This window comes from Pseudomonas sp. JAI115 (assembly GCF_014200835.1).
Classification (GTDB): domain Bacteria; phylum Pseudomonadota; class Gammaproteobacteria; order Pseudomonadales; family Pseudomonadaceae; genus Aquipseudomonas; species Aquipseudomonas putida_A.
The window spans coordinates 40839-64465 of sequence record NZ_JACHCY010000011.1 but is presented as its reverse complement, the minus strand read 5'-3'; the positions used below and the strand labels follow the sequence as shown (position 1 = coordinate 64465).

The 23627-nt window shown below is 61.4% G+C and carries 23 protein-coding genes; 15 read left to right on the top strand and 8 right to left on the bottom strand.

Annotation, left to right across the window (positions count from 1 at the left end):
- Window positions 1-79: 79 nt before the first annotated feature.
- The 3 genes from ftsX to ftsY are packed head-to-tail and all read right to left on the bottom strand — an operon-like array spanning window position 80 to window position 3314.
- Entirely contained in the window at window positions 80-1105 is a 1026-nt protein-coding gene (ftsX, locus tag HDC30_RS21515; protein WP_007964135.1) for a permease-like cell division protein FtsX, read from the bottom strand.
- Window positions 1102-1773: a cell division ATP-binding protein FtsE gene (gene ftsE, locus HDC30_RS21510; protein ID WP_003229148.1), complete on the bottom strand. Its 672-nt coding sequence runs from the start codon at window positions 1771-1773 to the stop codon at window positions 1102-1104. The genes ftsX and ftsE overlap by 4 nt, the downstream gene beginning before the upstream one ends.
- Window positions 1770-3314 carry a signal recognition particle-docking protein FtsY gene (ftsY, locus tag HDC30_RS21505; protein WP_183784814.1) on the bottom strand — a complete coding sequence of 515 codons (1545 nt, stop codon included), beginning with the start codon at window positions 3312-3314 and terminating at the stop codon, window positions 1770-1772. The genes ftsE and ftsY overlap by 4 nt, the downstream gene beginning before the upstream one ends.
- A 344-nt stretch (window positions 3315-3658) precedes the next feature.
- Between ftsY and HDC30_RS21500 the strand changes: the two genes are divergently transcribed.
- The 5 genes from HDC30_RS21500 (at window position 3659) to HDC30_RS21480 (ending at window position 9047) form a co-directional block, all read left to right on the top strand.
- Complete coding sequence (locus HDC30_RS21500; RefSeq protein ID WP_098966083.1) at window positions 3659-5014, top strand: pitrilysin family protein; 1356 nt, start codon at window positions 3659-3661, stop codon at window positions 5012-5014.
- Window positions 5007-6494: a pitrilysin family protein gene (locus HDC30_RS21495; protein ID WP_183784812.1), complete on the top strand. Its 1488-nt coding sequence runs from the start codon at window positions 5007-5009 to the stop codon at window positions 6492-6494. Before HDC30_RS21500 ends, HDC30_RS21495 begins: the two co-directional genes overlap by 8 nt.
- Window positions 6494-7099 (top strand): 16S rRNA (guanine(966)-N(2))-methyltransferase RsmD, encoded by a 606-nt coding sequence (gene rsmD, locus HDC30_RS21490; RefSeq protein ID WP_041063575.1) that lies wholly within the window; start codon window positions 6494-6496, stop codon window positions 7097-7099. Before HDC30_RS21495 ends, rsmD begins: the two co-directional genes overlap by 1 nt.
- Before the next feature lie 113 nt (window positions 7100-7212).
- Window positions 7213-8211 carry a hydrolase gene (locus tag HDC30_RS21485; protein WP_183784810.1) on the top strand — a complete coding sequence of 333 codons (999 nt, stop codon included), beginning with the start codon at window positions 7213-7215 and terminating at the stop codon, window positions 8209-8211.
- Window positions 8208-9047, top strand: coding sequence for an AraC family transcriptional regulator (locus tag HDC30_RS21480; RefSeq protein WP_183784904.1), 840 nt, complete (start codon window positions 8208-8210; stop codon window positions 9045-9047). The genes HDC30_RS21485 and HDC30_RS21480 overlap by 4 nt, the downstream gene beginning before the upstream one ends.
- A 111-nt stretch (window positions 9048-9158) precedes the next feature.
- Here the strand turns inward: HDC30_RS21480 and HDC30_RS21475 are convergent, their stop codons facing one another.
- Together HDC30_RS21475 and HDC30_RS21470 are read right to left on the bottom strand one after the other, a co-directional pair.
- A complete protein-coding gene (locus tag HDC30_RS21475; RefSeq protein WP_183784808.1) occupies window positions 9159-10013 on the bottom strand; it encodes a sulfurtransferase in 855 nt (284 codons plus the stop codon).
- A gap of 31 nt (window positions 10014-10044) precedes the next feature.
- Window positions 10045-10716: a TetR/AcrR family transcriptional regulator gene (locus HDC30_RS21470; protein WP_183784806.1), complete on the bottom strand. Its 672-nt coding sequence runs from the start codon at window positions 10714-10716 to the stop codon at window positions 10045-10047.
- Window positions 10717-10861: 145 nt separating this feature from the next.
- On the opposite strand from HDC30_RS21470, the gene HDC30_RS21465 reads away from it, so the two are divergent.
- The 5 genes from HDC30_RS21465 (at window position 10862) to HDC30_RS21445 (ending at window position 15530) form a co-directional block, all read left to right on the top strand.
- Complete coding sequence (locus HDC30_RS21465) at window positions 10862-12292, top strand: coniferyl aldehyde dehydrogenase (protein WP_183784804.1); 1431 nt, start codon at window positions 10862-10864, stop codon at window positions 12290-12292.
- Window positions 12293-12320: 28 nt separating this feature from the next.
- Window positions 12321-12866: a twin-arginine translocation pathway signal protein gene (locus HDC30_RS21460; RefSeq protein WP_183784802.1), complete on the top strand. Its 546-nt coding sequence runs from the start codon at window positions 12321-12323 to the stop codon at window positions 12864-12866.
- A gap of 119 nt (window positions 12867-12985) precedes the next feature.
- Entirely contained in the window at window positions 12986-14581 is a 1596-nt protein-coding gene (locus HDC30_RS21455; RefSeq protein WP_183784800.1) for a GMC family oxidoreductase, read from the top strand.
- Window positions 14582-14696: 115 nt separating this feature from the next.
- A complete protein-coding gene (gene coaD / locus HDC30_RS21450) occupies window positions 14697-15176 on the top strand; it encodes a pantetheine-phosphate adenylyltransferase (RefSeq protein WP_003229157.1) in 480 nt (159 codons plus the stop codon).
- A 102-nt stretch (window positions 15177-15278) separates the two neighbouring features.
- Window positions 15279-15530, top strand: coding sequence for a YfhL family 4Fe-4S dicluster ferredoxin (locus HDC30_RS21445; protein ID WP_003195146.1), 252 nt, complete (start codon window positions 15279-15281; stop codon window positions 15528-15530).
- Window positions 15531-15662: 132 nt separating this feature from the next.
- On the opposite strand, the gene HDC30_RS21440 is transcribed toward HDC30_RS21445, so the two are convergent.
- From HDC30_RS21440 to HDC30_RS21430, 3 genes are all read right to left on the bottom strand, one after another.
- A complete protein-coding gene (locus tag HDC30_RS21440) occupies window positions 15663-15986 on the bottom strand; it encodes a multidrug transporter (protein WP_115988693.1) in 324 nt (107 codons plus the stop codon).
- 69 nt (window positions 15987-16055) lie between these two features.
- Complete coding sequence (gene mutM, locus HDC30_RS21435) at window positions 16056-16868, bottom strand: bifunctional DNA-formamidopyrimidine glycosylase/DNA-(apurinic or apyrimidinic site) lyase (protein ID WP_003229159.1); 813 nt, start codon at window positions 16866-16868, stop codon at window positions 16056-16058.
- 12 nt (window positions 16869-16880) lie between these two features.
- Window positions 16881-17693, bottom strand: coding sequence for an HDOD domain-containing protein (locus tag HDC30_RS21430; RefSeq protein WP_171061892.1), 813 nt, complete (start codon window positions 17691-17693; stop codon window positions 16881-16883).
- Between the two features lie 228 nt (window positions 17694-17921).
- Between HDC30_RS21430 and HDC30_RS21425 the strand changes: the two genes are divergently transcribed.
- The 5 genes from HDC30_RS21425 to HDC30_RS21405 all read left to right on the top strand — a co-directional run bounded on the left by HDC30_RS21425 (window position 17922) and on the right by HDC30_RS21405 (window position 23619).
- Window positions 17922-18461 carry a type 1 glutamine amidotransferase domain-containing protein gene (locus HDC30_RS21425; protein ID WP_183784798.1) on the top strand — a complete coding sequence of 180 codons (540 nt, stop codon included), beginning with the start codon at window positions 17922-17924 and terminating at the stop codon, window positions 18459-18461.
- Window positions 18462-18711: 250 nt separating this feature from the next.
- Entirely contained in the window at window positions 18712-19908 is a 1197-nt protein-coding gene (locus HDC30_RS21420) for a class I SAM-dependent rRNA methyltransferase (protein ID WP_183784796.1), read from the top strand.
- Between the two features lie 438 nt (window positions 19909-20346).
- Window positions 20347-21420, top strand: a complete 1074-nt coding sequence (locus tag HDC30_RS21415) for a SagB family peptide dehydrogenase (protein ID WP_183784794.1) — start codon at window positions 20347-20349, stop codon at window positions 21418-21420.
- The gene (locus tag HDC30_RS21410; protein WP_183784792.1) at window positions 21417-22394 is read left to right on the top strand and encodes a diiron oxygenase; all 978 of its coding nucleotides are present in this window, start codon (window positions 21417-21419) and stop codon (window positions 22392-22394) included. The genes HDC30_RS21415 and HDC30_RS21410 overlap by 4 nt, the downstream gene beginning before the upstream one ends.
- The gene (locus HDC30_RS21405) at window positions 22387-23619 is read left to right on the top strand and encodes an MFS transporter (RefSeq protein WP_183784790.1); all 1233 of its coding nucleotides are present in this window, start codon (window positions 22387-22389) and stop codon (window positions 23617-23619) included. The genes HDC30_RS21410 and HDC30_RS21405 overlap by 8 nt, the downstream gene beginning before the upstream one ends.
- The last annotated feature ends 8 nt before the right edge of the window (window positions 23620-23627 follow it).

Below are 23627 nucleotides of genomic sequence, written 5' to 3'. Positions count from 1 at the left end.
GGCACTGCGAAAAATTGACCGGGAATTCAAGTACAAGTTCCCAAAAAAACCGCAAGGTCAATCACGCGCAAAAAAGATTCTACTTCGGCGCCAGCTCCCTGAGATGACGTGCGACTGCAATCCATGCACCGATATAACCCAACAGCACCGCGCCAAGCAAGAGCGACAGACCGTCGGCAACTGGCACTCCGGCCAGCGCGAAATCACTGCCGTACAAGCCGGCCAGTCCAACCACCGCGTCGTTCAGCCAGTTCAGGCCGAACGCCAGCACACCCCAGGACAAGACACCCGCACCGAAGCCATACAACGCGCCCATATACAGAAAGGGACGACGCACATAGCTGTCAGTGCCGCCGACGAGTTTAATCACTTCTATCTCTGTGCGGCGGTTTTCAATATGAAGACGAATGGTATTGCCTATCACCAAAAGTAATGCAGAAACCAGCAGCACCGTCAGACCGAAGACAAAACGGTCACCGAGCTTGAGGATGGCGGCCAGACGCTCGACCCAGACTAGATCAAGTTGCGCCTGTTGTACCTTCGGCAGCTCGGAAAGTTTTTGTCTTAATGCTTCCAGAGTCGGCTTGTCGACCTCGTTCGGGGTCACCAGCACCACGCCCGGCAGCGGGTTCTCCGGCAGCTCGCGCAGGGCTTCGCCCAGACCGGACTGCTGCTGAAACTCTTCCAGCGCCTGATCACGACCGACATATTCGGCATCAGCGACACCGGGCATGCCTTTGATCTGCTCGCGCAACGATTCGCCCTGCGCGGGCGTGGCATCCAGCTGCAGGTACAACGAAATCTGCGCCGCACGCTGCCACGAACCGCCCAGACGCTCGACGTTGTTGATCAGCAACGACAGACCCATCGGCAGGCTCAGCGCCACGGCCATCACCATGCAGGTGAAGAAGCTGCCGATCGGCTGCTTGCCGAGGCGCCGCAGGCTATCCAGCAGGCTGGCGCGGTGACTTTCGATCCACGAGCGCAACAGCGTGGAGAAGTCCGGGCCGTCGTCATCGTCGTGTTTTTTCTTCTTTGGCGGTTGCGGATCGGCGGCCTTCGGGGCCACGCGCTCGGAAACCTTCGGACTGCGTGTCGCACTCATACGCCGGCCTCCCCGTCGCCGATCAGTCGGCCGCGTTGCAGAGTCAGCATGCGGTGACGCATACGCGCAATCAGGGCCAGGTCGTGACTGGCGATCAGCACGCTGGTGCCCAGGCGGTTGATGTCTTCGAACACGCCCATGATCTCGGCCGCCAGACGCGGGTCGAGGTTACCGGTCGGTTCGTCCGCCAGCAGCAGGGCCGGACGGTGGACGATGGCGCGGGCGATGCCGACGCGCTGTTGCTGACCGGTGGACAGGTCGCCCGGGTACAGATCGGTTTTATCCGACAGCGCCACGCGCTCCAGTGCCGAATCGACGCGCTTGGCGATCTCGGCCTTGGACAGGCCGAGAATCTGCAGCGGCAGCGCGACGTTGTTGAACACCGTGCGATCGAACAGCAACTGGTGGTTCTGAAACACCACACCGATCTGCCGACGCAGGAACGGAATCTGCGCATTGCTGATGGTACTCAGGTCCTGCCCGGCCAGCAGCAGTTTGCCGCTGGTCGGACGCTCCATCGCCAGCAACAGGCGCAGCAGCGTGGATTTACCGGCACCGGAGTGGCCGGTGACAAACAGAAATTCGCCACGACGGACTCGAAAGCTCAGCTCATGCAAGCCGACGTGACCGTTCGGGTAGCGTTTACCGACCTGTTCGAAACGAATCATGAACGCTCCCGCTCGGCAAACAGTGCCTGGACAAAGGGTTCGGCTTCAAAGGTACGCAGATCGTCGATGCCTTCACCGACACCGATGTAGCGGATCGGCAAACCAAACTGCTTGGCCAGGGCGAAAATCACCCCGCCCTTGGCGGTACCGTCGAGCTTGGTCAGCGCCAGGCCGGTCAGTTCGACGGTCTGGTTGAATTGCTTGGCCTGGTTGATCGCGTTCTGACCGGTGCCGGCGTCGAGCACCAGCAGCACTTCGTGCGGCGCGTCGGCGTCGAGCTTGCCGATCACCCGGCGAACTTTCTTCAGCTCTTCCATCAGGTTGTCTTTGGTGTGCAGACGACCGGCGGTGTCGGCGATCAGCACGTCGATGCCACGGGCCTTGGCGGCCTGCACGGCGTCGAAGATCACCGACGCGGAGTCGGCACCGGTGTGCTGGGCAATCACCGGGATCTTGTTGCGCTCGCCCCAGACCTGCAGCTGCTCAACGGCAGCGGCGCGGAAGGTGTCACCGGCGGCGAGCATGACTTTCTTGCCTTCCAGTTGCAGCTTCTTCGCCAGCTTGCCGATGGTGGTGGTCTTGCCGGCGCCGTTGACGCCGACCACCAGAATCACGAACGGTTTGTTCTGCGAAGCGATTTTCAGCGGCTGTTCGACCGGCTTGAGCATCGCTGCCAGCTCGGCCTGCAACGACTTGTACAGCGCGTCGGCGTCGGCCAGCTCTTTACGTGCGACCTTCTGGGTCAGGCGCTGGATGATCTGCGTAGTGGCTTCGACACCGACGTCGGCGGTCAGCAGACGGGTTTCCAACTCATCGAGCAAATCGTCATCAATGGTTTTACGGCCGAGAAACAGGCTGGCCATGCCCTCGCCGATACTGGCGCTGGTTTTCGACAGGCCTTGCTTGAGGCGGGCGAAGAAGCCGACTTTGGTTTCTTCACTGCGCGGGGCTTCCGATGGCGTTTCGGCAACCACGTCTACCGGCACCACCGGAGCAGCGACGACCGGTGCAGGTGCAGGTGCAGGTGCAGGTGCAGGTGCAGGTGCAGGTGCAGGCTCGGGCTGCTGAACGACCGGCGCAACAGGGGCAACGAACACCGGGGCCGCCGGCTCGGCAACAACCGGCGCAGGCTCGACAACCGGCTCAACCACTGGCGCCGGAGCGACTTCAGGGACGAACGCGGCAGGCGCCGGAATCGGCGGCGTCACATGCGGCGCGGCCTCTTCGACCAAGGCCACCGGTTCTTCCGCCACCGGCAAGGTCAGCCACGGCTCGGCCGCCGGCGTCAGTGGCAGCTCGGCCGCCACCGGGGTTTCAGGTTCTGGCTCGGGCTCAGCCGGTTGCAGCACCGGCTCGGCAATCGGCAGCACGATCGGCGCCGGCTCTTCTTCTATGGCAGGCGCTGGCGTCGGAGCCGGTTCAGGAATCGCGGGCGGCTGTTCGACGACGGGTTCCTGCGGTTTCTTACGCAGCCATCCGAACAGGCTTTTCTTCTCGCCAGCCGCAGCTGGGGTCTTCTTGTCGTCGTTGGAACCAAACATGGAGGACGGCTATCTCACGGTAGCGACGCGCCATAAGGGCGCCCCGGCAAATAAATATTCGATGCAGAACAGACTGTGTTTCATCCAGCTTGTTCACGCGCAACATTTTGTCGAGGCGCCAGCGGCACCCCAAAGATTCGTATTAACGAAGGACTAAACCGGCAAAATCGGCGAAAAAGCGAAGTCTAGTCGATAAACCGCAGCTTTCTGCCGCCAACCTATACAACCGCATCAGGCCTGAAAACCTGATAGGCGTGGTCGCCGGTAAAACGGATCAGTATCCTAGCACCCTCTCGCCCGCCGACGCTAAGACCAAGCGGGCAGCCCAACAGGTTAAAAAACGAATGAATGCTCTAGCCCGCCGCGCTGCAGGCCTGCTGCTCAGCACAGTCTGCCTGCCCCTTTCGGCCCTGGCGGCCGACCCGCAACCGACCCACGAATTCACCCTCGACAATGGCCTGAAGGTCGTCGTGCGCGAAGACCATCGCGCGCCGGTGGTGGTGTCGCAGGTCTGGTACAAGGTCGGTTCCAGCTACGAAACTCCGGGCCAGACCGGTCTGTCCCACGCACTCGAGCACATGATGTTCAAGGGCAGCGAGAAAGTCGGCCCTGGCGAAGCCTCGCTGATCCTGCGCGACCTGGGCGCCGAAGAAAACGCCTTCACCAGCGACGATTTCACCGCTTATTACCAAGTGCTGGCCCGCGACCGTCTGGGCGTAGCGTTCGAACTGGAAGCCGACCGCATGGCCAATCTGCGCCTGCCGGCTGACGAGTTCGCCAAGGAAATCGAAGTCATCAAGGAAGAGCGTCGCCTGCGCACTGACGATAAGCCGATGTCCAAGGCTTACGAGCGTTACAAGGCGATGGCTTACCCGGCCAGCGGCTACCACACACCGACCATCGGCTGGATGGCGGACCTGGACCGGATGAAGGTCGAAGAGCTGCGGCACTGGTATCAGTCCTGGTATGTGCCGAACAACGCCACGCTGGTGGTGGTCGGCGACGTCACACCGGACGAAGTGAAGACCCTCGCCCAGCGCTACTTCGGCCCGATTGCCAAACGTGACGTGCCACCGGCGAAGAAACCGCTGGAGCTGGCCGAACCGGGTGAGCGCCAGATCACCCTGCATGTGCAGACCCAACTTCCCAGCCTGATGCTCGGCTTCAACGTGCCCAGCATCGCCACTGCTGAAGACAAGCGCTCGGTCAACGCCCTGCGCCTGATCTCGGCGCTGCTCGACGGCGGCTACAGCGGGCGTATCCCGACGCAACTGGAACGCGGCGAAGAGCTGGTCTCGGGCGGTTCGTCGAGCTACGACGCCTACACCCGTGGCGACAGCCTTTTCACCCTGTCGGCGACGCCGAACACGCAGAAGAACAAGACCATGGCGCAAGCTGAAGCCGGTCTGTGGAAATTGCTGGAACAGCTGAAAACCACCGCACCGTCCGCCGAAGAACTCGAGCGCGTGCGGGCACAAGTGATCGCTGGTCTGGTGTTCGAACGCGATTCGATCACCAGTCAGGCCACCGCCATCGGCCAACTGGAAACGGTCGGTCTGTCGTGGAAGTTGATGGACACCGAACTCGCCGATCTGGAAAGCGTGACCCCGCAAGACATCCAGAACGCCGCCAAGCTGTATTTCACCCGCGAACGTCTCAGCGTCGCCCACGTCCTGCCACTGGAGACGACTCATGAGTGAGCGCAAATCCCCACGCCTGTTGCTTGGTCTGATCGCCGTGGCGGTCATCGGCTCCGCTGCGTTCTATCTGATGCCCGGTGTCAAAACCGACGCCAGCGAAGCACTGGACAACGCCAAGACCAGCCAGAAGCTGCAATCGCTGGCCGAACTCGACGGCAAGGCCCCGGCCAGCCGCAAGCTCGACGTGCAGACCTGGAACACCGCCGAAGGCGCCAAGGTGCTGTTCGTCGAAGCCCATGAGCTGCCGATGTTCGACATGCGCCTGATCTTCGCCGCCGGCAGCAGTCAGGACGGCAATGCACCGGGCCTGGCAGTCCTGACCAACGCCATGCTCAACGAAGGCGTGGCCGGCAAGGACGTTGGCGCCATCGCCCAAGGCTTCGAAGGCCTCGGTGCGGATTTCGGCAACGGCGCCTACAAGGACATGGCGCTGGCTTCGCTGCGCAGTCTGAGTGCCGCCGAGCAACGTGAACCGGCGCTCAAGCTGTTCTCAGAAGTGGTGGGCAAACCGACCTTCCCGGCCGATTCCTTTGCGCGCATCAAGAACCAGATGCTCGCCGGTTTCGAATACCAGAAACAGAACCCCGGCAAACTCGCCAGCCTCGAGCTGATGAAGCGCTTGTACGGCGACCACCCGTATGCGCATTCCAGCGACGGCAACCCGCAGAGCGTGCCGAAGATCACTCTGGCGCAACTGCGTGAATTCCACGCCAAGGCCTACGCGGCCGGCAACGTGGTGATCGCGCTGGTCGGTGACTTGTCTCGCGCCGAAGCCGAGGCGATTGCCAATCAGGTCTCCGGCGCGCTGCCTAAAGGCCCGGCGCTGGCGAAGATCGCCCAGCCGCAGGAACCGAAAGCCAGCGTCAATCACATCGAGTTCCCGTCGAAGCAGACCAACCTGTTGCTCGCGCAACTGGGCATCGACCGTGACGATCCGGATTACGCGGCGCTGTCGATGGGTAACCAGATCCTCGGTGGCGGCGGTTTCGGTACCCGCCTGATGAGCGAAGTGCGCGAGAAGCGTGGCCTGACCTACGGCGTGTACTCGGGTTTCAGCCCGATGCAGGCTCGCGGCCCGTTCATGATCAACCTGCAGACTCGCGCGGAAATGAGCGAAGGCACGCTGAAACTGGTGCAGGACGTGCTCGCCGATTATCTGAAGACCGGCCCGACCCAGAAAGAACTCGACGACGCCAAGCGCGAGCTGGCCGGCAGCTTCCCGCTGTCCACCGCGAGCAACGCCGATATCGTCGGCCAACTGGGCGCCATGGGCTTCTATAATCTGCCGTTGAGCTATCTGAATGACTTCATGCGTCAGTCCCAGAGCCTGACTGTCGAGCAGGTCAAAGACGCGATGAACAAACACCTGAGCACGGACAAACTGGTCATCGTCAGCGCTGGCCCGACCGTGCCGCAAAAGCCGTTACCGGCCCCATCTGATAAACCTGCCGAGCAACCGCTCGGGGTTCCGGAGCATTAATGGCTACTCGTCCTAAAAAACCTGCGCAGAACGTCCACAACGGTGTGAACCAGTTGCGCATCATCGGCGGCGAATGGCGCAGCCGCAAACTGAGCTTCCCCGATGCACCGGGCCTGCGCCCGACACCGGACCGCGTGCGCGAAACCCTGTTCAACTGGCTCGCGCCGTATGTGGCCGGGGCCAAGGTGCTGGACCCGTTCGCCGGCAGCGGCGCGCTGTTTCTTGAAGCACTGTCGCGTGGCGCGGCCATGGGTCAGGCGCTGGATGCCAGCCACGTTGCGGTGTCGAGCCTGAAAGAACACCTCGGTACCCTGCGCTGCACCAACGGCCAGGTGCAGACCGCCGATGCGCTGCGTTATCTGGAAACCCAGGTCGCCACGCCGTTCGACCTGGTGTTCCTCGATCCGCCGTTCAACCAGAACCTGCTGCCGGCCGTTTGCACCCTGCTGGAAGAGCGCCAATGGCTGGCGCCGGATTCGTGGATCTACACTGAAAGCGAGACCGCGCCTTCGACGCTGGGTCTGCCGGGCAACTGGCGCCTGCACCGCGAGCAGAAATCCGGGCGGGTGTACTACGCGTTGTGGCAACGTATGGCCGTTAACTGAACGTATTGAACAACCCTGTGGCGAGGGAGCTTGCTCCCGCTGGGCTGCGCAGCAGTCCCCAAAAAGGGCCGCTTCGCGCCCCAGCGGGAGCAAGCTCCCTCGCCACAAAAGGTGTGTGCCCTCTGGAAACTGAACGCTTCACCCCCGCCTTCGGCCTCGGCAATCCGCACCTGCAAACCTTGTGGGGGCCGCTGTGGCGCAAAACCGTCCACCTGGATCGCGAGCGTGAACGCCTGTGGCTGGACGACGGGGATTTCCTCGATCTCGACTGGCATGGCCCGCACAGCGCCGAGGCGCCGCTGGTGCTGGTGCTGCATGGGCTGACCGGTTCTTCCAATTCACCCTACGTCGCCGGAATTCAGGCCGCCCTCGCCGCACAAGGCTGGGCCAGCGTCGCGCTGAACTGGCGCGGTTGCTCCGGCGAACCCAACCTGCTGCCGCGCAGTTACCACTCCGGTGCCAGCGAAGACCTCGCCGAAACCATCAGACACCTGCGCGCCAAGCGGCCACTGGCGCCGCTGTATGCGGTCGGCTATTCCCTCGGCGGCAATGTGTTGCTCAAGCATCTCGGCGAGACCGGCAGCGACAGCGGCGTGCTCGGGGCAGTGGCGGTGTCGGTGCCGTTTCGTCTTGATCAGTGTGCCGATCGGATCGGTCAGGGGTTCTCCAAGGTCTATCAGGCGCACTTCATGCGCGAGATGGTCGCCTACATCAGAAACAAGCAACGCCAGTTCCAGCATGACGGACGCGAGGATGGCCTGGCGGCTCTGGCGGCGCTCGGTTCGCTGGAGAACATGCGCACCTTCTGGGACTTCGATGGCCGGATCACTGCGCCGCTGCACGGCTTTACCGATGCCGAGGATTACTATCGGCGGGCATCGAGTCGCTACTTTCTCGGTGAAATCCGCACCCCGACCCTGATCATTCAGGCCGCTGACGATCCGTTCGTGTTTCCCCACAGCCTGCCGACGCCCGAGGAGCTGTCCACCAGCACCCGGTTCGAGCTGCAGGCCAAGGGTGGGCATGTCGGCTTTGTCGATGGCACGTTCCGCCAGCCCGGTTACTACCTGGAACGGCGCATCCCGCAATGGCTGGCCCGTGTGACGTCATGAGCGATCAGGGCGAGTCGATCCGATTCTGGCAAACCGCGCCGCTGGCCGGGGTCGAGTTGCTGTCGGCGCGCTACATCGAGCATCGCTTCGCCCCGCACGTCCATGACGGTTATGTGATCGGCATGATCATGGCCGGTGCCCAGCGTTATCGCTATCGCGGTGCCGAACACCTTGCGGGCAGCGGCACCCTGGTGCTGATCAACCCGGACGAATTGCACACCGGCCACAAGGGCACCGAGGACGGTTGGCTGTACCGGGCGTTTTATCCCGATACCGGACAGATCGTTTCACTGCTCGAAGAACTGGAACTGCCCACCGCGCCGATGCCGGCCTTCGGCGCAACGCTGTACCGCGACCCGGATCTGGTCAACGGTTTCTGTCAGTTGCATCGCTTGCTGGAAAGCCCCGCCACCGCGCTGCAACAGCAAACGGTATGGCGCGAGATGATGATGCTGCTGTTGCAGCGGCATGCGGCGGTGCAGATCAACGGCAAACCGGGAAAAGAACACCGTGCGGTGGTAATGGCCAAGGAACTGCTGCATGCGCAACTCGCTGCGCCGCCGTCGCTGGAAGAGCTGGCGGCCGCAGTGAATCTGTCGCCCTTCCACTTCGCCCGGGTGTTCCGCCGCGCCACCGGCATGCCGCCGCACACCTGGCTGATGCAGCAACGCATCGCCACGGCCCGGGGTTTATTGCAGAGTGGTTGTCTGCCGGTGGAAGTCGCCATGCAGTTGGGTTTTGCCGACCAGAGTCATCTGAGCCGGCAGTTCAAGCAGGTGTATGGCGTGGGGCCGGCGGCGTATCGCAGTGCCCGACAATCTATCGGCGACGATTAACCCCTGTGGGAGCGGGCTTGCTCGCGAAAGCGATGTTTCAGCAGACATCATGGTTGACTGACAAAGCGCTTTCGCGAGCAAGCCCGCTCCCACATTGGGGGTATGGTGACTTTATTCGCCCGTGGCGATACCTCTGGAAGGCTCGTTGATCCACTCACTCCACGACCCGGCATACAACGAACCCAGCGGATACCCCGCCAGGCACAACGCGAACAGATTGTGACACGCCGTCACCCCGGAGCCGCAGTAAGCGACCAGCTCCGAAGGCGAACGCTCGCCGAGTTTCGCCGCAAAGCGTTGCTTGAGCTGCTCTGCTGGCAGGAAGCGTCCGTCGCTGCCGAGGTTTTCGGTAAACGCTGCGCATTGCGCGCCGGGAATGTGCCCGGCAATCGGGTCGATCGGCTCCACCTCACCCTTGAAGCGCGGCAAGGCCCGGGCGTCGATCAGGGTCAGGGACGGCTGACCGAGGCGCTTTTGCAATTGCTCGGCGCTCAGCAGCAGTTTCATGTCCGGCTGACCGCTGAAGTTGCCCCGGCTGACCGACGGCGCGTCCAGACTCAGCGGCAGACCCGCCGCGTGCCAGGCCTTGAGCCCGCCGTCGAGAATGAACACGCCATCGCGCTTGCCCAGCCACGCCAGCAACCACCAGGCGCGGGCCGCATAGGCACCGGGGCCGTCGTCGTACAAAACCACATCGCTGTCGGCATTGATGCCCCAGGCTTGCAGACGCTCGATCAGCGCCGCAGGCTCAGGCAACGGGTGACGTCCGGTGACGCCTTTGACCACCTTGCCACTGAGGTCGCGCTCAAGGTCGGCGAAGTGGGCGCCGGCGATGTGCCCTTCGGCATAGCTGCGCTGCCCGTAGTCCGGGTCTTCGAGGGCAAAACGGCAATCGAGAATCACCAGCCCCGGCTGCTCCTTGCGGGCATCCAGTGCATTCGGGCTGAGCAGTTGCGCAATCGGCATAACGGACTCCTGTGAGCGACTTCGAAATGGGTTACCGCCCTTCCTCGAGGGCCTGAGCCAGCGGCACGTAGAACTCGTCGAACAAGGCATTCACCTCTTCGCGGGCCTGATCGGTGACGAATCCGGCTTCCAGCACCAGCACCTGATACACGCCACGCTTGATGGCCTGTTCGCTGAGGTGGTTGGAGTTTTCCCGGGTGGTGCACAGAAAGCGCACCCACGAGGTGAGGATGATCCAGGCATTGATCGTCAGGGATTCGATCTGCACCCGATCCATCTTGAGAATGCCGGCGGCGACGAAGCCTTCGTAGATCGCCATGCCCTGAATCACGCAGCGCTGGGAAAAGCGCCGGTAGCGCGCAGCCAGGTCCGGATCGCTGTCGAGCAGGTGTTCGAGATCGCGATGCAGAAAGCGGTAACCCCACATCGCCGACAGCAGCTCCTTGAGGTAATAGCGCTTGTCTTCGACGGTGGCGGCACGCCCCTGCGGCGGGCGCAGAAAGCTGTCCACAAGCGTCTCGTACTCACTGAACAGCACGGAGATGATCGCCTGCTTGTTCGGGAAGTGGTAGTACAGGTTGCCCGGAGAAATCTCCATGTGCGCGGCAATGTGATTGGTGCTGATGCTGCGCTCGCCCTGCTGATTGAACAGTTCGAGGCTGTTCTGCACGATGCGCTCGCTGGTTTTTATTCGTGGGGCCATGGCTTGAGCTTTAATTCAGAGTGCGGTGAGGGGCATCTTACGACCTAACCGGAACTTGATAAAACAAAGCTGTGTCGGGAAGTCATTTGACTTTCTAGAGCATAGACTCTAGAACGTCATCACTACAATAAATCCGGAGCCGACGATGACTGCCGACATTGCTTATCTGCAAACACTGCAACAGCCCCTGGAAGAGCTGGATCGGCTGTTCGCGGCACAGCGCGCCGCCTATGCCGCCAACCCGATGCCACCGGCAGATCAGCGCCAGCAATGGCTCAAGGCGTTGCGCGAATTGCTCAGCCAAGAGCGGCAGGCGTTGGTCGAGGCCATCAGCGCGGATTTCAGTCATCGCAGCGCCGATGAAACCCTGCTCGCCGAACTGATGCCCAGCCTGCACGGGATCCATTACGCCAGCCGCCACCTCAAGGGCTGGATGAAGTCGTCGCGACGCAAAGTCGGCATGGCCTTTCAGCCAGCGTCGGCGAAAGTCGTGTACCAGCCGCTTGGCGTGGTCGGCATCATCGTCCCGTGGAACTACCCGTTGTATCTGGCCATCGGCCCACTGGTCGGGGCGCTTGCGGCGGGCAACCGGGTGATGCTCAAGCTCAGCGAATCGACCCCGGCCACCGGCCAGTTGCTCAAGACCTTGCTGGGACGGATTTTTCCCGAAGATCTGGTCTGCGTGGTGCTGGGCGAGGCCGACATCGGCGTGGCGTTTTCCCGTCTGCGCTTTGATCACCTGCTGTTCACCGGCGCCACCAGCATCGGCAAACACGTGATGCGCGCTGCGGCGGAAAACCTGACTCCGGTGACTCTCGAACTGGGCGGCAAGTCCCCGGCCATCGTTTCCCGCGACGTTCCGCTCAAGGACGCCGCCGAACGCATCGCCTTCGGTAAAACCCTAAATGCCGGCCAGACCTGCGTCGCCCCCGATTACGTGCTGGTGCCGCAAGACCGCGTCGGCGCGTTCGTCGAAGCCTATCGTCAGGTGGTGAACAATTTCTATCCAACCCTCGCCGACAACCCGGACTACACCGCGATCATCAACGAGCGCCAACTGGCCCGGCTCAACGGTTATGTCAGCGACGCCACGAGCAAGGGCGCGCTGCTGATCCCGCTGTTCGAACAGGGCCAGGGCCGGCGCATGCCGCACAGCCTGCTGCTCAATGTCACTGACGAGATGACCGTGATGCAGGACGAAATCTTCGGCCCGTTGCTGCCGATCGTGCCTTATCAGGATCTGGATCAGGCGTTTGCTTACATCAATCAGCGCCCGCGTCCTCTGGCGCTTTACTACTTTGGCTACGACAAACGCGAACAGAACCGCGTGCTGCACGAAACCCACTCCGGCGGCGTGTGCCTGAACGACACCCTGCTGCACGTGGCGCAGGACGACATGCCGTTCGGCGGCATCGGCCCGTCGGGCATGGGCCATTACCACGGCCACGAAGGCTTCCTGACCTTCAGCAAGGCCAAGGGTGTGCTGATCAAACAGCGCTTCAACGCCGCGAAGCTGATTTACCCGCCCTACGGCAAATCGATCCAGAAACTGATCCAGAAGCTGTTCATCCGCTAATCGTCGTCACCGCCGGGTAATAACAACAATGCACCCAAGCCTGACCGAAACACCTGCCCTGTCGCGCCGTGGCCTGCTGAAGTTCAGCCTCGGCGCCACAGCGTTTCTCGCCACCGCCGGCCTCGGCGCCAGCCTCAGTGGTTGTTCATCAAGTGTCGCGGCCAATGGCTTCGTCACTTTGCGCGACGGCGACCTGCTGTTTCTGCGCGCGCTGATTCCGGTGATGCTCGACGGTGCCGTGGCCGCCGAAAAAATGCCCGGTGCCATCGATGGCACCCTCAAGTCGCTGGATTACAGCCTCGATCACCTGTCGCCGGAGATGCTTAAACTCACCCGGCAATTGTTCGACGTGTTGAGCATGGCGATCACCCGCGGCCCGCTCACCGGGATCTGGGGCAGCTGGGAAAATGCCAGCCCAGAGGCCATGCGCCACTTCCTCGAGCGCTGGCAGAACAGCTCATTGAGCCTGCTGCGCATGGGCCACAGCTCATTGCAGCAGATGGTGATGATGGCCTGGTACACCCGCGCCGAGTCCTGGGGCCATTGCGGCTACCCCGGCCCGCCTACTGTTTGAAACCGAGTCGCGCCCTTCGCGAGCAGGCTCGCTCCCACAGGGGGCTGCGGTGCAAATGTGGGAGCGAGCCTGCTCGCGAAGGGGCCCGCAAGAACAACAAGAACAAGAGAACCTGATCGATGCCCGTACCCGACCCGTTCCGCGAAGGCCTCGCCCGTGGCTGGAAAACCTACAACGGCGCACAACTGACCGATGACCTGACGCTGCAAGCCGACGTGGCGATCATCGGCAGCGGCGCCGGTGGCGGCACCACGGCGGAAATCCTCAGCGCCTCCGGTTACAAAGTGCTGTTGATCGAAGAAGGCCCGCTCAAGACCAGTTCCGACTTCAAAATGCTCGAAGACCAGGCCTACAGCAGCCTCTATCAGGAAGGCATCGGCCGCATGAGCAAGGACGGCGCAATCACCATCCTCCAGGGCCGCGCGGTGGGCGGCACCACGCTGATCAACTGGACGTCGAGTTTCCGCACGCCCGAGCCGACGCTCGAGCACTGGGCCAGGGAGCACAACGTCAAAGGTCACAGCCCGGCCGAGATGGCGCCGTGGTTCGAAAAAATGGAACAGCGCCTCGGCGTCGCACCCTGGATGGTCCCGCCTAACGCCAACAACGACGTGATCCGCAAAGGCTGCGAACAACTCGGCTACAGCTGGCACGTGATCCCGCGCAACGTGCGTGGCTGCTGGAACATCGGCTACTGCGGCATGGGCTGCCCGACCAACGCCAAGCAGTCGATGCTGGTCACCACCATTCCGGCGACCCTGGAAAAGGGCGGCGAGTTGCTGTACCTGGCCCGCGCGAAAAAACTGCTGATCAGTGGCGACAAGATCACTGGCCTGCAATGCGTGGCGATGGACGAGCGTTGCGTCGCGCCGACCGGACGCAAAATCACAATCAAGGCGCGGCATTACGTGCTGGCCGGTGGTGGCATCAATAGCCCTGCCCTGTTGTTGCGCTCGGATGCACCGGATCCGCATCAGCGCCTTGGCAAACGCACGTTCCTGCATCTGGTGAACATGTCCGCCGGGCGTTTCGACGAGGTGATCAACCCGTTCTACGGCGCGCCGCAGTCGATCTACTCGGATCATTTCCAGTGGAAGGACGGCACCAGTGGGCCGATGGGCTACAAACTCGAAGTGCCACCGCTGCAACCGGCACTGGCCGCGACCTTGCTCGGCGGTTTCGGCCAGCAGAATGCCGAACACATGGCCGACCTGCCGCACACCCACGCGATGCTCGCGTTGCTGCGCGACGGTTTCCACCCGGACAGCCCCGGCGGCAGTGTCGAACTGCGCGGTGATGGCTCGCCGGTGCTCGACTATCAAGTCTCGCCTTATGCCTGGGAGGGCCTGCGCCGCGCCTTTCACAGCATGGCCGAGATCCAGTTTGCCGGCGGCGCCAAAGCCGTGATGCCGATGCACGCCGATGCGCGCTACGTGAAAACCCTGGCCGAAGCCCGCACGCTGATCAACGGTCTGAGCCTTGAGCTGTATCGCACGCGGCTGGGCAGTGCCCACGTGATGGGCGGTTGCGCAATGGGCGAAGACCCGAAAAACGCAGTCACCGACAGCCTTGGCCGGCATCATCAACTGAGCAATCTGTCGATTCACGATGGCTCGCTGTTCCCCACCAGCATTGGCGCCAACCCGCAATTGTCGGTGTATGGGCTGACAGCACAATTGGCGACTGCCCTCGCCGATCGGCTGAGAAATCCGTGAAAAAACCGGTTTATCGCGTCGTCTATAGTGCTTTCTTACCCAACAGGCGACTTGGCCGACCGGGACGGCTGCGATACCATCCGACTCCCCAACGGACTCCCGCCAGGACGACGCGATGAACCGAGTGTTGTACCCAGGTACCTTCGACCCTATTACCAAAGGGCATGGCGATCTGGTCGAACGCGCCTCGCGCCTGTTCGATCACGTGATCATTGCGGTCGCCGCCAGCCCGAAGAAAAACCCACTGTTCCCGCTGGAACAACGGGTTGAGCTGGCTCGCGAGGTCACCAAACACCTTCCCAACGTCGAAGTGGTCGGCTTCTCGACGCTTCTGGCGCATTTCGCCAAGGAACAGAACGCCAATGTGTTCCTTCGTGGCCTGCGTGCGGTGTCGGACTTCGAATACGAATTCCAGCTGGCCAACATGAACCGCCAGTTGGCCCCGGACGTCGAGAGCCTGTTTCTCACCCCGTCCGAGCGTTATTCGTTCATTTCCTCGACGCTGGTGCGGGAAATTGCCGCGCTGGGCGGCGATATCAGCAAGTTCGTGCACCCGGCCGTGGCCGATGCCCTGACCCTGCGCTTCAAGAAGTAACGACCGTTCAAACGGCGCCCGCGTGCACTGCGGGCGCCAATGCGGCACAATTGCGCGCATTGATTTATAGCGCCCGGGCCTGCCGCCCCGGCTGGAGTTAGCATGTCCCTGATCATCACCGACGATTGCATCAACTGCGACGTCTGCGAACCCGAGTGCCCGAACGCCGCGATTTCCCAAGGCGAAGAGATCTATGTGATCGACCCGAACCTGTGCACCCAGTGCGTCGGCCACTACGACGAGCCGCAGTGCCAGCAGGTCTGCCCGGTGGATTGCATTCCGCTGGACGAGGCGCATCCTGAGACTGAAGAACAGTTGATGGAAAAGTACCGCAAGATTACCGGCAAGGCCTGATCTGAACGTTTTGTAGCGCTCTTCCGGGCCCTTTCGCGAGCAAGCCCGCTCCCACAGTTGGAATGCATTTCACTGTGGGAGCGGGCTTGCTCGCGAAAGGACCATCAGCAACACCGCAGAATCCGGATCAGCTCACTCGCGCTGCTCAAACCCCTCCCCTGTACACCCCAAACAGCGCACAAACGCCGCTTTCGCCGGATCCACCACCAGCGCCTGCCCCGCATCGCCGACCCCGCCACCCAGCGCGGTGAACGGCAATGACACCACAAACACCCCCGCACCCAGCACCGTTGCCACCACCAATAAAGGTCGGGCAATCAGCAAGTCACCGATCATGGCGTAGGCGGGAGGGTTCTGGATGGTGTAGCGCGGATCACCGCTGCCGTTTTCCGTGGCCTGAACGGCCAGGCTGGAACACAGCAACAGTGTGGCAAAGAGGACTTGCAAGGACTTCATGGCACGATCCTTCGGGCTGAACAGTGAGACCACTCACTATAGACCGTAGGACTTTTTCAGCTTTTTGCCTCAGGTCTGGCAGCGCGGACAGAACACACTGGCCCGTTGCCCCAGCTTCACTTCCCGCAGACCGGTGCCGCAGACCTTGCAGTGCTCACCGCCACGGCCATAAACGAACAGCTCCTGCTGGAAGTACCCCGGCTGTCCGTCACCGCCGATGAAGTCCCGCAACGTAGTGCCGCCGCGCTCGATGGCTGCGGCGAGGATGCGTTTGATCTCGATCGCCAGCTTCAGATACCGCGCGCGGGAGATGCTCTTGGCTTCGCGGCGCGGATCGATCCCGGCGGCGAACAGCGCTTCGGTCGCGTAAATATTGCCGACGCCTACCACCACCGCGTTGTCCATGATGAACGGCTTGACCGCCATCGAACGCCCACGCGACAGCTGGAACAGGCGCTCGCCGTCGAACAGATCGGTCAACGGCTCCGGCCCGAGGCGAATCAGCAGTTCGTGATTGAGCGGATCGGTACTCCACAGCATCGCACCGAAGCGGCGCGGATCGGTGTAGCGCAACGCCAGACCGGATTCCAGTTCGATATCGACGTGCTCATGCTTGAGCGCCGGCAACCCGACTTCGACCAGCCGCAAGTTGCCCGACATGCCCAGGTGGCTGATCAACGTGCCGACTTCGGCATTGATCAACAGATACTTGGCCCGCCGCTCGACCAGCACGATGCGCTGCCCGGACAGGCGCACATCGAGGTCTTCGGGGATCGGCCAGCGCAGCCGGCGATCCCGCACGATCACCCGGCTGACGCGCTGGCCTTCCAGGTGCGGAGCAATGCCCCGGCGGGTGGTTTCGACTTCCGGCAATTCAGGCATGGCGTTCTCGAATCAATGCGCGCCGAGGTCGCGGATCGTCTGTTTGAGGGTTTCGAAATCGTAGTCCGACAGGCCCACGTAATCGAGAATCAGCGGGCCGATGCTGTTCCACTCGTGGTCTTCGGTCTGGTTGCCCAGCACCCGATAAGACGCACAGATGTGCTCGGCCATCTTCAGGATCGCCAGCAGATTCTTCATCTGGCTGTTGCGCGAGGATTCGTCGCTGAAGATCGCCAGCGCATTGTGGTGATTGGCGATCGCCGTGCTGACGTGTTCCGGCAGGCGCCACGACTTGGCGGTGTAGTAGCCGACCACGGCGTGGTTGGTATTGAACTCGGCGTTCTCGGTGTCCACCACCCGGCATTCGGCGCTGGCATTGGCGTAAGCCTTTTCCAGTACCGACATGTAGTTGGGGAAGCGCTGCAGCATCAACGGCACGCCGCAGTCGTGGAACAGCCCCAAGGCATAAGCTTCGTCGCCGGCCTGGGTGCCGATGCGCTTGGCCAGGGTCAGGCAGGTCATCGCCACGTCCTGGGCGGTGTCCCAGAAACGGTTGAGGGTGACGATGGTGTCATCGTTCATCTCGCCCTTGATCGACTGCGCGTTGATCAGGTTGATGATCGAACGGCTGCCCAACAGATTCACCGCACGCTGGATCGAAGTGATCTTGTTGCTCAGGCCGTAATACGGCGAGTTGACGATTTTCAGCAGAGAACCGGACAGGCCTGGGTCCTGGGCGATCAGCTTGGCGATCACCTCCAGGTCCGGGTCGGGCATGTACTGCTCCATCTGCAGATCCACCATGATCTGCGGCTGCGCGGGCACGCTGATGCCTTGCAGGGATTGTTGAATCTGTTCGGTGGTCAGCTCTTGGGACATAAGTACACACTCTGGGACAGGCGGCGATTCTAACCTCTAAAAACCGCAGGACGACACACCAGTGGGCAATTGTCAGGAACTTTCATTCACGCTCAGGCTTCGGACTTTGTAAGGCCGACCGGACAATCAAGCACCGGCTCGGCGGTAATTTCCCGCAGACTCAGGAGCTTATCGATGGCTACTTCCCTCACTGGCAAACGCGTCGCCATTTTAGTAACAGACGGTTTCGAACAGGTCGAACTGACCGAGCCCAAGCAAGCACTGGAGCAGGCCGGCGCCCAGGTCGACATCCTTTCGGCCGAGGCCGGCAAGGTCAAAGGCTGGAACCATGACAAACCGGCGGATGACTTCAAGGTCGATCAGACCTTTCAAGGCGCCAGCAGCGAGCAGTACGACGCGATCGTCCTGCCGGGTGGCGTGCAGAACTCCGACACCATTCGCATCGATCAGGATGCCCAGCATCTGGTCAAGACCGGCGCCTCCGCCGGCAAACCGATCGCGGTGATCTGCCACGGCAGCTGGCTGCTGATTTCCGCCGGACTGGTCAACGGCAAGACCCTGACCAGCTACAAAACGCTCAAGGATGATCTGGTGAATGCCGGAGCCAATTGGGTCGACAAGGAAGTGGTCAAGGACGGTCACCTGATCAGCAGCCGTCAGCCGGATGATATTCCGGCGTTCAACAAGGAGTTGATCAGCGCCCTGTCAGCCTGATCTGTGGGCTAGTGAATTTATGTGGTGAGGGGATTTATCCCCGATGGACAGCCCAGCTGTCCCAAATCGACTTACGCGGTCAGTCAGAAAACTGCGTTGGGGGTTTGCGGCTGCTGCGCAGCTGATCGGGGATAAATCCCCTCGCCACAGGTAATGTCTTCCACCGGCAATGACTTGCCACATGTCCACTCACCAGCCAATCAGGCCGAGCAACACGGTATACTCCCGCTCTTTTTTCCGGAGCGACGTCATGTCCCTGCCTAGCCTGCGCCTCAAAGCCAACGCCGACCGTCGCCTGCGCAACGGCCACTTGTGGGTCTACAGCAACGAAATCGATGTGGCTGCCACGCCACTGCACGGCTTCAAGGCCGGCGATCAGGCGATCCTCGAAGCCGCGGGCGGCAAGCCGCTGGGCATCGTCGCCATGAGCCCGAACAACCTGATCTGCGCGCGTCTGCTGTCGCGTGACATCAAACTGGCACTGGACAAGTCGCTGCTGGTACACCGCCTGAACGTGGCCCTGTCGCTGCGCGAGCGCCTGTTCGACAAGCCGTTCTACCGCCTGGTCTACGGCGACTCCGACCTGCTGCCGGGTCTGGTGGTCGACCGTTTCGGCGACATCCTCGTGGTGCAGATTGCCTCGGCAACCATGGAAGCGCACAAAGATGACGTGATCGCTGCACTGACCCAAGTGATCAAGCCAAGCGGCATCCTGTTCAAGAACGACTCCGCCGCCCGTGACGCCGAAGGCCTCAACCGCTACGTCGAAACCGTGTTCGGTCTGGTGCCGGAGTGGGTGGCCCTGGAAGAGAACGGCGTGAAATTCGAAGCACCGGTCATCGGCGGCCAGAAAACCGGCTGGTTCTACGACCACCGCATGAACCGCGCCCGCCTCGCCCCCTACGCCAAAGGCAAACGCGTCCTCGACCTCTATAGCTACATCGGTGGCTGGGGCGTGCAGGCTGCGGCGTTCGGTGCCAGCGAAGTGTTCTGCGTCGACGCGTCGGGCTTCGCCCTCGACGGCGTCGAGCGTAACGCCGCGCTGAACGGCTTCGCCGACAAGATGACTTGCATCGAAGGCGACGTCTTCGAAGCGTTGAAGGAACTCAAGGCGAGTGAAGAACGTTTCGACGTGATCGTTGCCGACCCGCCAGCGTTCATCAAGCGCAAGAAAGACATGAAGAACGGTGAAGGCGCCTACCGTCGTCTGAACGAGCAAGCCATGCGCCTGCTGACCAAGGACGGCATTCTGGTCAGCGCTTCGTGCTCCATGCACCTGCCAGAGGACGATCTGCAAAACATCCTGCTGACCAGCGCCCGTCACCTGGACCGCAACATCCAGATGCTCGAGCGCGGCGGTCAGGGCCCGGACCACCCGGTACACCCGGCCATCGCCGAGACTCGCTACATCAAGAGCATCACCTGCCGCCTGCTGCCTAACAGCTGATCGGCCCATGAAACGGGGAGCCTGCGGGCTTCCCGTTGGCTTTACGGCGATGCAATGTCGTCGAATTTCTTCCTCTTTCCTACAACTAACTTCCTACATGCATGCAGGACATTTCCCTGCGAATTACATTTCAACATCTAATACTTACAAGTTTGCCCTTGCAGCACGCCCACTCCGACAAAATTAATAGAAATTTCCTACCCAAGTATCACTTGCCAATAATTCATTACAACCTATTATTAAGTTGTCACCACGACGGTGACATTCACTCTCAATGAACAAGGAGTTCATACTTATGAAAGCAATTACTCTGGAAACCAACCAAATCGCAAACCTGGCCTTCCTGGTTGCACCTAAAGCCCGCTAAGTGAGCCAGAACGCTGGGGAGTGCCGGCACCCCAGCGTTCTTCCGACCCGTTCCAGAGCGATGAACACAACATGCATATCAATCCCTATTTATTCATATTGCCGCGCACGCCCGGACAAATAGTCTGGAACTATAAAGACCACACCCAACATGAACTTGACCTGACTTACTCTTGTCGACTTGCACAACTTATCAATAACCCGGAACAGTTCGACAGACGCAACATAATAGACTCACAACTTCTGAACGCGGGCATATTAACCGTTGCAAAAATAGACAGTCCGCCATGGGGCTGGGATGAATTGTCGAAGATTTATCATATTGGCACCCAGAACATTCCCTGCGAACAGACACCCCAGAATATTCACGAGTGGTCCAGGCAATACCTGAACCATTGCAGCGCCGTGCTGACCACGCCGGCACCCGCGCAAGATCGCCCGATCCATCAAGACAAACCACTGATCACCCTGCCCGCCTCTGCGGCCCTGACCGTCGCCAGCCTGGGCAATGTCCTGCGCCTGAGAAAAACCTGCCGCTCCTTTACTGGCGAAGCGATCACGCTCAATGACGTCGGCACGTTGATGTATCTCTCGCTGGGTTTTCTCCGTCATCGCGACGATAACCGCGACGAGAGCATCGCCGAAGGCCTCGGCGCCCGTCGCAGCAGTCCTTCAGGTGGCGGGTTGAATGCCTGTGAAGGATTTCTTCTGGCACGCAATATCGAGGGCCTGGAACCGGGCATTTACGCCTATCACCCGGCAGAACATGCGCTCAGCCGAGTCAACCCATTGCCCGAACCCGCGCTCGGCCATTTGCTGGCGGGTCAGCACTTCATCAACAATCTGCCGCTGGGTCTGTTCATCACCGCTCGTTTCGACAAGCTCTGGTGGAAGTATGAACACTCGCGCGCCTATCGCATGGCGTTCGTCGAGGCCGGTCACTTGTCGCAGACCTTTCAACTGGTGGCCACGGCGTTGGGCCTGGGAACGTGGCTGACAGGGGCGTTTGCCGATCGTCAGGTCGAAGCCCTGCTCAAACTCGAAGGCAGCGCTGAACAACCGTTGTTCTTTGTCGGCTGCGGTGCCAGTGACGGTCAGGCGATGTGTCAGGAAATGCGTGACCTGTTACAGGAGACGCGGACATGAACGCGCCAACCGCGGATCAGCCCGACGCGCCAGAGTCCTCGGCGCTTCGATTCACTCTCGGCGATTGGGACAACCACGCTTCGGTGCGCACCAGCCGGCACGACTACCAGTTGCCGGCAGACCTGCCGTTGCAACTGCAAACGCGCTTCTGGTTTCCGCCGGCATTCCTGCCGTACCTGTCCCACCCGGCCATCGAAGCCGCAGGCAGCAGGGTCATGCATCGACTCGCAGCCAGTCACCTGGTGCACTTTCTCGACTACACCACGCTGCTCGAGCACCGCATCGTCAACCGCGCCGTGGAAACCATCGTCCACGGCGAGTTGCCCGCATACATTCCTTCACGGATGAAAACCGCCGCGCTGCAGCTCTATACCGACGAGGGTTATCACGCGCTGTTCTCCCATCGTCTGGCCGAACAGATCGCCGAACTGCATGGTTTCACCGGTCGTCCGCAGATACCGCTGCGCATTACCCGCCTGACCGGTCAGATCGCCCGAACGCCGGAAAGCAAACGCCCGCTGGCATGGTTTCTGCTCGGTTTCGTTTCGGAAACCATCATTGCCCGGGAACTGCTGGATGTGTGTCGGGAAACGTTGGTCAGCAGTGTGAATGACATGTTGCGCGACCATCTCGCTGATGAAGCGCGCCACAGCCGGTTTTTTTCCGAGGTCTTCCACTACCTCTGGTTGACCCTTAACAGCCGCCAGCGCGCCTTTGCGGCCAGAACCTTGCTGGAGACCCTGGCGACCTTCTTCGAAGTCGACGAGCAATGGCTGCACCAAAGCCTGCGCCGTGCCGGCATTGGCGAAGGCGCAATCAAGGAAATCCTCGACAGCCTGACCAACGACCAAGCCAGCCGCCAGCGTGCCCGATCCGGAGCCACGGCTACGCTTGCTGCACTCGAAAAAGCCGGATTCTTCGCGCTACCCAACAACCGCAAACTTTTCGCCAAGGCAGGACTGATCGATGCTTGAAGGAAGAACGGTGGTAACGACCCGACAACGACGCGGGGCGATCAGCCTGCTTTTGGCCATGGTGCTGCTGGGGGTGTTTCCGCTGGACGTCCTGCTGCCCTCGTTCCCGGCGCTGGCCGAACACTTCGCCAGCACTCCGACCGACATCGCCCTGTCGATCAGCCTGTTCGCGGTGGGCATTGCCTTTGCCCAACTGTTGATCGGGCCGTTGTCCGACATCATCGGGCGCAAGGGGTTACTGCTCGCCGGCATGGCTGTCTCGATCCTCGGCGCCATCGGCTGCGTAATGACCAGTGACTACACGCTGTTCATGGCCTTTCGCATCGTGCAGGCCATCGGCTGTGGCTGTTTCGTCCTGTCACAGGCGCTGGTGCAGGATCTGTTCGAGGGCGCAGAGCGCGATCGCCTGCGGATCCTGATGGTGACCGCCACCGGGATCTTCATCTCCATATCACCGCTGGCCGGAACCTTTCTGCAGGCGACCCTGGGCTGGCGTGGCAGCTTCTGGCTGTTCATCGCACTGGCGGCGGTGGTGTTGCTCAAGGCCTGGCTGTTTCTGGACGGCGGTCGGCCAGTCGCCAAGGGCACACCGCTCAACTTTCTCAGCGCCTATCGACGGGTGCTGGGGGATTTCGAGTTCGTCGGCTACTGGCTGATCTCGGCTTTCGCGTTCGCCTGCCACTTCTCGTTCATCGTCATTTCGCCGTTGATCTTCATGGATCAGTTGCAGCTCTCAGCCTATGACTTCTCACTGATCCTGCTGATCTACGGTGCGGCCTATGTGACCGGCGGGATTGCCGCCACGCTGTTGAGCCGGCGCATCAGCTCTGCGCAACAGATCGTGGCCGGGTTGAGCCTGATTCTGCTGGCAGGGCTGGTGATGCTATTCCTGTCGCAGTACTTAGCGCTCTCGCCCGTCACGGTATTGATCCCTATGCTGATCTGCACCGCCGGCACCACCATTGCACGCCCGGCCGCCACCTCACGCGCCATGGGCCTATTCCCGGAGAACGCCGGTACTTCGGCCTCGGCCGGTAGCACGATCATCTTCATCTGCGGCGGGTTGATCAGTGCGCTGATCAGCCTGAGTCCAGGCAACCTGCAGGCCACTCTCGGCTACTGTTTTGTCCTGCTCAGTTGCATCGCGCTGGCGCTGAACAAGCGGATCAGCCATCGCGCCAGCGTCATCGAAAACGGCGCCGTCACGCCCTCTGGCAGCGATTGAGCCTGCCG